Origin of the sequence: Siminovitchia jepli (assembly GCF_047228825.1) — a bacterium.
Classification (GTDB): domain Bacteria; phylum Bacillota; class Bacilli; order Bacillales; family Bacillaceae_C; genus Siminovitchia.
In genome coordinates this window covers 22,715-33,103 of the sequence record NZ_JBFEGN010000044.1, presented here as the reverse complement: position 1 = coordinate 33,103, position 10,389 = coordinate 22,715, and the positions used below count along the sequence as shown (strand labels likewise).

9 protein-coding genes and 1 pseudogene are annotated in these 10,389 nt (G+C 43.3%); all 10 read right to left on the bottom strand.

Going from position 1 to position 10,389, the window contains the following annotated elements:
• Nucleotides 1-252 precede the first annotated feature (252 nt).
• Nucleotides 253-662: pseudogene (gene tnpA / locus AB1L08_RS14165) on the bottom strand (IS200/IS605 family transposase).
• A gap of 88 nt (nt 663-750) precedes the next feature.
• Nucleotides 751-1,230 carry a 23S rRNA (pseudouridine(1915)-N(3))-methyltransferase RlmH gene (gene rlmH, locus AB1L08_RS14160; RefSeq protein WP_413065316.1) on the bottom strand — a complete coding sequence of 160 codons (480 nt, stop codon included), beginning with the start codon at nt 1,228-1,230 and terminating at the stop codon, nt 751-753.
• A gap of 112 nt (nt 1,231-1,342) precedes the next feature.
• On the bottom strand, nt 1,343-1,501 hold the full coding sequence (locus AB1L08_RS14155; protein ID WP_413065315.1) for a CxxH/CxxC protein: 159 nt from the start codon (nt 1,499-1,501) through the stop codon (nt 1,343-1,345).
• Between the two features lie 317 nt (nt 1,502-1,818).
• Nucleotides 1,819-3,030 (bottom strand): S1C family serine protease, encoded by a 1,212-nt coding sequence (locus AB1L08_RS14150; RefSeq protein WP_413065314.1) that lies wholly within the window; start codon nt 3,028-3,030, stop codon nt 1,819-1,821.
• 209 nt (nt 3,031-3,239) lie between these two features.
• Entirely contained in the window at nt 3,240-4,034 is a 795-nt protein-coding gene (locus tag AB1L08_RS14145; RefSeq protein WP_413065313.1) for an MBL fold metallo-hydrolase, read from the bottom strand.
• Complete coding sequence (locus AB1L08_RS14140; RefSeq protein ID WP_413065312.1) at nt 4,035-4,859, bottom strand: two-component system regulatory protein YycI; 825 nt, start codon at nt 4,857-4,859, stop codon at nt 4,035-4,037.
• A complete protein-coding gene (locus AB1L08_RS14135; protein ID WP_413065311.1) occupies nt 4,846-6,168 on the bottom strand; it encodes a YycH family regulatory protein in 1,323 nt (440 codons plus the stop codon). The genes AB1L08_RS14140 and AB1L08_RS14135 overlap by 14 nt, the downstream gene beginning before the upstream one ends.
• Nucleotides 6,165-7,994 (bottom strand): cell wall metabolism sensor histidine kinase WalK, encoded by a 1,830-nt coding sequence (walK, locus tag AB1L08_RS14130; protein ID WP_413065310.1) that lies wholly within the window; start codon nt 7,992-7,994, stop codon nt 6,165-6,167. Before walK ends, AB1L08_RS14135 begins: the two co-directional genes overlap by 4 nt.
• A 6-nt stretch (nt 7,995-8,000) precedes the next feature.
• A complete protein-coding gene (yycF, locus tag AB1L08_RS14125; RefSeq protein ID WP_413065309.1) occupies nt 8,001-8,735 on the bottom strand; it encodes a response regulator YycF in 735 nt (244 codons plus the stop codon).
• Nucleotides 8,736-9,179: 444 nt separating this feature from the next.
• Nucleotides 9,180-10,382 carry a M20 family metallopeptidase gene (locus AB1L08_RS14120; RefSeq protein ID WP_413065308.1) on the bottom strand — a complete coding sequence of 401 codons (1,203 nt, stop codon included), beginning with the start codon at nt 10,380-10,382 and terminating at the stop codon, nt 9,180-9,182.
• Nucleotides 10,383-10,389 lie beyond the last annotated feature (7 nt).

The window sequence follows — 10,389 nt, the reverse complement described above, 5'->3', positions numbered from 1 at the left end:
CTTGCATATAACTTCGACAAAAAAGGTAAAAAACCTTGTTAAAACAACATTTTTTTGTTATTCAGTAGACCCTAATTATGTAAACCAGCATATCTCAGACACCTAATTTAAACGACCAATTGCTCAAAGCAGGTGGATTTTGACATGAATGTCGACGACTAAAGTCGTATTTCAGGCTAAAGCCCTGTTCAAAGTCCAAAAGCTAAAGCATACTTGAAAATAGACTAAACTCATTCATCAATCTTGAAGATTTTATCTTTTACCTTCATTGAACTGATTAGCTATATAATTTCTTATTATTTCTTCCGCAACTGTGCCAACTGTTGCACAAAAAAACCTCTCGCCCATAAGTGCTGACCCCAATATCTCTTTTTAAGCTCAGGAAATTGATCTTGCAATAATCTTGAAGATCTTCCTTTCAAATACTGCAAGATTTTACTTGGGGCCCTACTTGGGGGGCAAGATATTAACAAATGAATATGATCCTTTCCAACGCTTCCTTGCAAAATGGTAATCCCTCCGGCTTCACAACCTTGTCTAATCAATTCTCTTGCCCTTATGGGAATCTCTCCATGTAGCACTTTATATCTGTACTTTGTCACCCATATTACGTGGTACTTGATGTCATATACCGCATGACTGTTTTTTCTGTATCCGTCCATACTTCACTCTTCTTAAGTATCGACCTACAAAGATAAGGCTAAAAGCTGATCGTCTAAAGACGGTGGAGTTAGACTGCACATTTGGAAATTACTTATGATATGGCTCACCCTTCATAATCTTGAACGCCCTGTACACTTGCTCCACCAAAATCAATCTCATCAGCTGGTGTGGAAAAGTCAATTTGGAAAAAGACAATGCTTCATCCGCACGCTTCATGACTTCATCACTTAAGCCGAGGGAGCCGCCAATGACAAAAACGATTTTGCTTTTTCCGGTTGTGGCCAGGTGATCGAGGCGGGCTGCAAGTTCTTCGGAGGATTTCATGCTGCCTTTGATGGCGAGGGCGATGACGTAGGCGCCGGATGGGATTTTGGCGAGGATGCGGTCGCCTTCTTTCTTTTTGACCTGCTCCATTTCGGTTTGGCTTAAGTGTTCGGGGGCTTTTTCGTCGGGGAGTTCGATGATGTTCATTTTGGCGTAAGCCGACAGGCGCTTGAGGTATTCGTCGATTCCTTGCTTTAAGTATTTTTCTTTCAGTTTTCCGACGGAAATGATCGTGATGTTCATGACAGGTTCCTTTCTCTTCGGTTATTCACAAGTTAAAAACACCTAACAAACAACTTATTCACAGCACTTATCCACATATCCACATTAACTGTCCACATTTTGTGTGGGAATATTAGTTCCCTACAAGATATTCAGCCGGTTTTTGGCAATATTCACAGGTTGTGGACAAGTCTTTGCCTTCTTCCAGCTTCTCCAGGTTAGGAAACGTTTCGTACTCATCCACAACGACATCCAATGCCAATTCAACGTGTTCCTCGCAACAATAAATCATTTTATGTCCCCTTTTCCATTTAGAACTGTCCTGTTTTTTTCGGATGCTTCTCGAAAATACGATCGACTTTTATTAAAATACTTGCAACTCTTCCGGAAATACTCACGACTTTCTTGGAATACTCACGACTCCCCCAGAAATACTCGCAACTTTTTGGAATTACTTGCAACTTCCCAAAAATTACTCGCGACTTTTTTAAATACGATCGACTTCTTAAAAAATACTTGCTCGCGCCTCTCCCGAAAATTTATCCACCAATCATTTTACCATTAAAGCAGAAAAGCGGGAATGCCTCTCCAGGCTATCCCGCTCCTCATTTATAATCTGGATTCATCCGTCAATTTAACGGTTGTCTTTTCTTTTTTCCCGCCTCTATAATAAGTCACATCCATCGAATCGCCGACTTTTTTCGTGTTATATAAGTGTTTTCTGAGTGCAATGACATCGTCTACTTTTTCGCCGTCAAGCTCAACGATGACATCCAATTCCTTTAGCCCCGCCTTTGCTGAGGGTGAATTGGCCTGAACAGATTCGATCATCACACCAGAGGTTACATCCTTCGGCAGTTTCAGTGTTTCCTGCTGATGGTAGGCTGAAATATCAGAGACATTGCGCAATGTAACGCCCATTGATGGCCGCTTCACTTCTCCGAATTTTTCAAGGTCTTCGATAATAGGGATTACATAGTTTATCGGAATGGAAAAACCGATGCCTTCTACTGCGCTTTGGGCAATTTTCATGGAGTTGATGCCTACAACCTGGCCGGCAATGTTGATGAGTGCCCCGCCGCTGTTCCCGGGGTTGATGGCAGCATCTGTCTGAATGACTTCCGCATTCCAGTCAGGAACACCGTCACCGTTCACATCGACGGGAACCGCCCGGTTGACTCCGGAAATGATTCCCTGGGTCACGGATCCTGCAAATTCAAGGCCAAGCGGATTTCCGATCGCCATGACAGGCTCGCCGATTTTTAAAGCGTCTGAATCGCCAAATTCTGTTACATCTTCATTTTCTATTCCTTTTGCATCTATTTCAACGACGGCGAGGTCTGTCCATATATCGCTTCCGAGCAGTTTCCCGGAAATTTTCTTGCCATTGGACAGTGTTACTTCCAGTTGCGAAGAGTTTTCGACAACATGGTTGTTCGTAACGATAAATGCTTTACCCCCTGATTTTTTATAAATAACTCCTGAACCTACCCCGGCTGCTTCCTGTTTCTCTCCCCCGTACCAAAAATTTGCCGTTTGAATATTGGTAATGCCTACGACTCCTTTTCCGGCTTTTTCCACTGCTTTTGTTATGTCTGTGGTTACATTAAGAGAAACATTTTTGGATGGGTTGTCCGTCTTTCCTTTATTTGCTTCAATTGATGTACCATTTTGATTCGGGGTTTCATTCCGGTCACCAAATAACGCCGGAAAGAGCAAGGCCATTAAAAGCGCACCGATGATTCCGCCTACGATGCCTGAAAAGAATCCGCCTCTTTTCTTTTTAAAACGGTTTGGGCTGTGATCATCGTAAAATCCCACTGACACCATTCCTTTCTTTTACTACGTCCATTCCATTCCATAAGGTTTCCCTTCATATTCCTTATTATAATGTGCAATGGTGCATAAATTAAATAATAAACGTTTGCAATTTCATGAACACTGTGCGCATGACGGTGAAAAAAATGAAAACAGCAGCCAACCGCCGCGTGCTTTCATTTATATTCCTGTATTTGTCCTTATTTATTCTGTTAAACAGCCGTCAGTTCGGTCGGTATGTACGGATCTGTATCTAACAGCCTGACCTGGCTTCCCACTTCGATTCCCCGTGACGCAAGCGTCTGGGCAACACTCATCCGTGCCAAATCCTTCATGTTATTGTCCCGGCTCAAGTGGGCGAGGTAAATGCGCTTTGTCCGGTCGCCAATCACTTCGCTCATCGCCAAAGCTGCGTCTTCATTCGAAACATGGCCGACATCGCTTAATATTCTCCGCTTTACATTCCACGGGTATCTCCCCATCCGCAGCATTTCGATATCGTGATTGCTTTCAAAAATGTACGTATCGGCATCAGCGATCAGGCCTTTCATCCGATCGCTGACATATCCTGTATCTGTAATCAAAACGAGCTTTTTTCCTTCAGACCGAAAAATGTAAAACATCGGTTCAGCCGCATCATGAGAGACGCCAAAAGATTCAATGTCAAGGCTCCCGAAAGATTTGACAGTTTCCATTCCAAAGATAAATTTTTGTTCTGTCGCCATATTTCCCAGCATGCCGTCCATTGCCTTCCACGTTTTTTCGTTGGCATAGACGGGAAGCCGATATTTTCTTGCCATGACACCCAGGCCTTTAATATGGTCGCTGTGCTCATGGGTAACAAGGATGCCGTCCAGCGTTTCGGGGTCGCGCCCGATTTTCTCCATCAATTCCCCGATTTTTTTGCAGCTTACCCCGGCATCTACAAGGAAGGAATGTTGTTTTGTTTCAATATAAAAGGCGTTTCCCGAGCTGCCGCTGGCCAAAACACTATATTGCATCGACATTTATTTTTTCATCTCCAATAAATTTTCTTGAATTTCTTCCTCATCCGTATTCCCTTGGATAATCTGCCCTTCAAATGCATTAACCAAGAACTGCTCTTTTTCTTTCTCATTTTCCACGACAATACACCACGTCGGTGTCAATACTTGTGTTGCCTCCATGTTTACAACCGTATAATAGCCCATTTCCGCTTTAACCACTTTACTTCCGGGCTTCATCAGCCTATTTCGATAAATCGCATCAACTGCCTGGATAGCGGACAATACTTCTTCTTTTTCACTGATCGGTTCAATCTTTTCGAGCATGGTCTGTTCATAAGACTGAACTTCTCCCGATTTGTTTATTTTAAACTCAATGCGTGCACTGTTGTTGATGAAAAAAGGTTTTTCCCGGTATTTTTGATAATACGTAATGGTCCCGGAATCTTCGTCATAGTTGCCAAACACATATTGCTCACCATGCAATACTTCATTTTTGATAAAATTGTCCAACGTTGCTGTGTCTTTATTTTTTCCGATTTTCACTGCCGTTTTCAGTTCCGAATGGATCATCGTGCCATCGATGAGCTTCGCCGTTTGGTTGGTAAGTTTCCCCAGTTCTTCGCTCGTAAATATTTTCGTGTTGGCGCTCATGTACTGATCGGCAAAGGTTTCCTTTGGAATATTGCTATAATCAATATCAGCATTCTTTAAATTTTCTTCCAATGTAACATCCGTTTTTACCTCCAGCTCGTTGATCCACTCCTTGTTCAGCAGTTGGGTAAAAAGGAAAATATCAAGAATCAGGAACGCAATGATAAAGATGCTTTTCAGTCTACTCCAGTCCATGTAACTCCCCCTTTTTATCCTCAACATCAAGGCGGAGCCATGAACCTGCGTACAAGTAATACCATGACGGTTCCAGCGTCAATACTTTCGGATTTTCCGGATCTTTTGCAAGTCCGTAGCCGATAATGAATTCCTGAATCAAATCGGATTTAATATCCGGATTGGACAGCAGTGCATCCATTGCTTCTTTACCGGATGGCAATGTTACAGTCGTCGGAGCGGGAAGCGGGATATCAAGAATAAAATAAGGTCTCTCATATTGATAAATTTCTTCTTTTCCCCAAGTTAGCTCAATTTCCGTCATGCCATCCTGGTTAAATACGGGGTACCCTTTTATAAACAATAAAAATGCCGTGTTTTTATTATAAGGATCCATGCTGAGATAGTGGTAATTATCAGTCCAGCCCGCATGTTCATTTACAAAATTAATGCTTTTCTTTAAAACGTTCATGTCTTCATTTTTTCCCCTGGAATCGATTGCCTGGCCTGGATTCACGTAAAAAATCATGTTCGTCGTGTAGTTGACGGTCATTAGGCTCGTTCCGTCCATATGTTTTTCGCCGTCCGCGTTACTATCCCTCCGCACGAGGTTTGGATCTTTGAATAATGCTTTTTTGAAACTGTCCGGTTCAATGTAGTCGGCGTAATATTTATAACGCGGGACCTCAATTTTTTCGGCGGGAAGAAACTTGATTCTTCCATCAGGAAGATCGTAAGCTTCGTAAGGATCATATTTTGTTTTACCTTTTTCCAAGTGGTTGAAAAGAGCAGCAAGCTGATCATGATTGACATGGCTTTCATAAACCTTTCCGTCTTTTGTGGAAATGAAATATACAGACCCGTCTTCTTCTCGCCCTTTTTCCAGACGAATCACGATTCGGTTGAATGCCCCGTAAGGAAGCTTGTCGGACTCAAACCGCAAGATCCCTTTATAAATATCAAATGGAACGAGGTCGGGATAAATGATTTCAATATTCTCTTCCGACTCGGAAAGCTTGCGAATTTGGCCAGGCGAATAAACGACCGGCTCGCTGAAGTCATAAAATGTCCAGCTGGTTAATTCGGAAAGCAATTCATCTATATGCTCATCCTTGCCCGTGCCATAATGGTCTTTGCCAAAATGAAACAAAACCCCCACCGGTTTAATTAAATCGGCTACATCTTTCGGATCGGAGATGGACACTTCATGAACATGTTTTTCGTCATTAAATTCATATTTCGGCTGATACGTCCATAAATTCCATGTCAATATGCCGCTCGTAATGACAAGGAAAAAAAGCAGCACCGATTTCATGTTTTCATAATTCACGACCAATCATCCTTTTGTTCAGGATCATAAGGAAGCGTAAAAATAATGGTCGTACCTTTTCCTTCCACGCTCCTTGCCCAAATATGACCTCCGTGGGCTGCTATCATTTCTTTTGTAATGGCTAAGCCCAGACCCGTTCCGCCCAATCTCCTTGTTCGTGCCTTGTCCACCCTGTAAAAACGGTCAAATATTTTCTCGATATTTTCCTTTGGAATGCCAAGGCCCTGGTCTTTTACACTTACCTCAACTTTATCATCGAGTTCTTTCAGCTTAAATGTGATCTGTCCGCCTTCAGGAGAATATTTGAGCGCATTGGAAATGATATTATCCAGCACTTGCGTCAGCTTGTCTTCATCTATTTCCACAAAAACAGCCTTTTTAGGCAGTTTGCGCCTAAAGGAGACATTACGGTCTTTTGTCATTTCAAAACGGTCTATGATTAAATTGAAAAAGGATACGAAATCCACCCAAGTTTTATTCATCTCATAGTCCTTGCTGTCCATTTTGGAAAGCTTCAGCAAATCATTGACTAGGCGGATCATGCGTTCCGTTTCATTTTGCGTGACATTCAGAAAATGCGGCGCCAACTCTTTGTCATGAAGTGCTCCGTCAGACAATGCTTCCAGATAGCTGCGCATCGTTGTCAGCGGAGTCCTCAGTTCGTGCGAGACATTTGTAACGAATTCCCTCCGGTCCGCTTCGATTTTTTCCTCCTCCGTCACATCATGCAGCACGACAATCAGTCCGTTGATGAACCCCAGGGTGTCACGCTGAATGACGGAAAAATTCGCCCGTAAAATAAAAGGGGACTCCTTTGTACTATAATCAAGAATAATCGGCTCCTGCTGGTCCAGCAAGTCTTCAAAACTATTTTTATCCTCAAAAAAGAGCAGCTCCGTAATCGGTTGGGATATGACTGTTTCACGTGAAACGGAAAGCATTTTTGCTGCTTGTTCATTGATCAGAATGATGCGCCCTTTTCTGTCCGTCGCAATTACACCGTCCGTCATGTTGGAAAGGACAGAGGAAAGTTTTCTCCGTTCCCCTTCCGTCATCGCCTGGGCTTCCTGCAGCTTCCTCGTCAAGTGGTTAAACGAGATGGCCAGCTTGCCAATTTCATCATCGCCATAAACACGGACTTTTCTCGAAAAGTTTCCTTTTGCCATGGCCACGGCTTGCCTTTTCATATCGGAAATGGGCCTTGTAATCGTTCGTGCAACCAGGATCCCAAGGATCGCCGTAATAAACATGGCAATCAGTGTGGCTGAGATAAATATTTGGTTAATCTCTTCCAACTGGTTAAAGACCGTTTCGATTTTGGCAACGAGATAAATGGCTCCGGCCACTTCGCCTCCCGATTTGATCGGAGTGGTTAAAATCCAGACACGGTTGCCCGATGATTTATCAATAAAAATTTTGTCTTCTTTTTTTCCGCCGGCCAAAATCCGCTTTACCATGACGTCCGTTGTTTTCTGTCCAACCATGCCCTGGTTATTTCTCTCAGACGTTCCGATGATGATGCTTCTGTTATTGATGACGCGAACTTCGGATATATCCTCCGCCGAAAAGTCAAGGAGCAATTTGCGCACTTCGTCTTCCAGTGGAGGAACCGCTTCGTCCGTACGGTCTTTCATCATTTCTTCGCCGAGGCTGTATTCTAATAAAGGAAGCCTGCCTTCTATCGAATGCTTAAAGTTTGTAATCAACTGCTCTTCCAGTTTTCCGACAAAATACACACCGATAATTTGCATGGCAATCATAATGAGCAATAAATAGATCGTTACGAATTTAACATGGATTGACCGGAAAAAACCTACTTTTTCCATAAAAGACTACTCCTGTTCAGGAACGCGCAAATAATAGCCGACCCCTCTTCTTGTCACAATCCATGTTGGATGGCTGGGGTTGTCTTCAATTTTTTCCCTGAGGCGCCGGACCGTAACGTCCACCGTCCGGACGTCTCCGAAGTAATCGTATCCCCACACCGTTTGAAGCAAATGCTCGCGGGTCATCACTTGACCGCTATGCTTTGCCAGGTAGTGCAGAAGCTCAAACTCGCGATGTGTCAGTTCAATGGTTTCACCATTTTTGGAAACAATGTAGGCATTGGGATGAATAGTGAGTGCACCGATCGTAATTTCATCATTCTCATCCTCCGCCATTTGTTCGGCGCTTTGTGAATGGCGGCGCAGGTTTGCCTTCACACGCGCAATCAGTTCCCTCGTACTGAATGGTTTGGTTACATAATCGTCCGCTCCCAATTCCAGCCCAAGCACTTTATCAATTTCAGAGTCTTTTGCTGTCAGCATAATAATGGGCATGTCGTATTTTTTGCGCACTTCACGGCATACTTCCATCCCGTCCCGGTTCGGAAGCATGATGTCAAGCAGAATCATGTCCGGCTGCATTTCTTCCACAAGCTCCAATGCTTCATCGCCATCATAGGCGCATTGCACAGAAAATCCCTCTTTTTTTAGGTTAAACTGAAGAATATCGGCAATTGGCTTCTCATCATCAACTACCAGGATTTTCTTATCCACGGCCCCATCTCCTCTTTCATCATTCATTCTATATTAAATAAGTTTTATTTCTTCTATTAATCTCCCTATTTTATCATAAATAAAGGGCCTGGTCCAAAGGGCTCCCGGCTCCTTTTTATACCAGTCCCCTATCATTGGTTTCAAACGCCCATCATTGAATCATTGACAGAAAAAAGTAAAAAAAGCATCACGAGAGTCATCGTCGTCGCAATGCTTTTTAAAAGAAAAGTTAGTGATAATGTTAACATATGAATTTCGGATCAGCAAGATACTTCGACAAATTTTTCACCAGACTCTTCAATCTATATATCTTCAATTCGATTTATGGTATATTGGTTGAATTATTTGTTTAAAACTTTACCGATCAGTTTCATGCCTTTATGCAAAACAGTGAATTCCATTTTAAAAGCCCAATCATCCGATTAGGCTTTTTAGAACTCCAACTCGTAAAAAACTTCACAGTCCGCACATTCACTCGTTTAAAAACTGCATTGCTGTTTGTGCATAGATTCTCGAGGCTTCAATCAATTCATCCAGTTCAATATATTCATCAATTTGATGCGGGATATGGCGGTCACCCGCTCCTGTTGTCACAATCGGGATTCCTGCAAGATGCAGAAATGTTCCGTCAGTAGCACCCGGGACACCATTGAAGATTGGTTCCTTTCCAGTTACCGTACGGTAGGATTCGATACTTGCCCTCACAATGGGATCGTCCAAATCCGTTTCCGTCCACGGCCGGTTTTCAATCACCTCAATGGATGCCATGAAATCCGCGTCTTTTGAACCCAATTCTGCTAAAATATTCTCCATATCGACGCGAAGCTGGTCATGATCCTGTCCGGGGATGGTCCGTATATCCAGCGTACTGTAACAATGGTCAGGGATGACGTTGATTTGCGGCTCTCCTTTTTGGGGTCCCAAAACAATCGTTGGCGTGATGCTCGGCCAACCCAAATATTTGTGCTCTCCGACACGCTCTTTTTCGCGTTTTTCGAGCTCCATCAGTTTACAAATAATTTGCGCCATTCTCGTGTTCGGATTGATTCCGGCAAGCGGCATGGCACCATGCGCCATTTTTCCGTTGGTGCGAATGACCGCCCTCATGGCCCCTTTTTGAGTAATGCAAATTTGGTTTTCCTCCGGTTCACAGATGATGGCGCCATCCACCCCGTTCGCCCAGCCGCGTTTAATAAAATGCTTGATGCCAATCATCATGCCTTCCTCATCACAAGGGACACACAAAATAATTTTCCCATGCCATTGTAGATTGCTTCTTTTAATTGCATGGACCGCTGCAATGGCCGCTGCAAGATTTCCTTTTGTATCATTCGTCCCCCTGCCGTACATTCTGTTCCCTTCCATCACCGCTCCAAACGGGTCATAACTCCAGGCATCCCGGTCCCCTTCTGTTACGACATCGGTATGCCCTTCAAACAAAATGGTTTTTCCAGGTCTGCCGGAATCAAGAATGCCAATGACATTGGGACGCCCCTTGACAACCTCTTCAATATAAACCTCAAGTCCCATTTCCTTCAAATAATCATAAACATATTGTGCTGCTTTGCTTTCATTTGCCTGAGGGTCCTGAGGACGGTAAACACTTGGAATGCGTACCAATTCTTGCGTTAAACGAATTACTTCCTGATCATCCACATAATCATATACAGCCAAGCATACC

Excerpts from the sequence above, each read along its gene's own strand:
- rlmH (WP_413065316.1), bottom strand. The coding sequence starts at position 1,230 with ATGAACATCACGATCATTTCCGTCGGAAAACTGAAAGAAAAATACTTA.
- AB1L08_RS14155 (WP_413065315.1), bottom strand. The coding sequence starts at position 1,501 with ATGATTTATTGTTGCGAGGAACACGTTGAATTGGCATTGGATGTCGTT.
- AB1L08_RS14145 (WP_413065313.1), bottom strand. The coding sequence starts at position 4,034 with ATGTCGATGCAATATAGTGTTTTGGCCAGCGGCAGCTCGGGAAACGCC.
- AB1L08_RS14140 (WP_413065312.1), bottom strand. The coding sequence starts at position 4,859 with ATGGACTGGAGTAGACTGAAAAGCATCTTTATCATTGCGTTCCTGATT.
- walK (WP_413065310.1), bottom strand. The coding sequence starts at position 7,994 with ATGGAAAAAGTAGGTTTTTTCCGGTCAATCCATGTTAAATTCGTAACG.
- yycF (WP_413065309.1), bottom strand. The coding sequence starts at position 8,735 with ATGAATGATGAAAGAGGAGATGGGGCCGTGGATAAGAAAATCCTGGTA.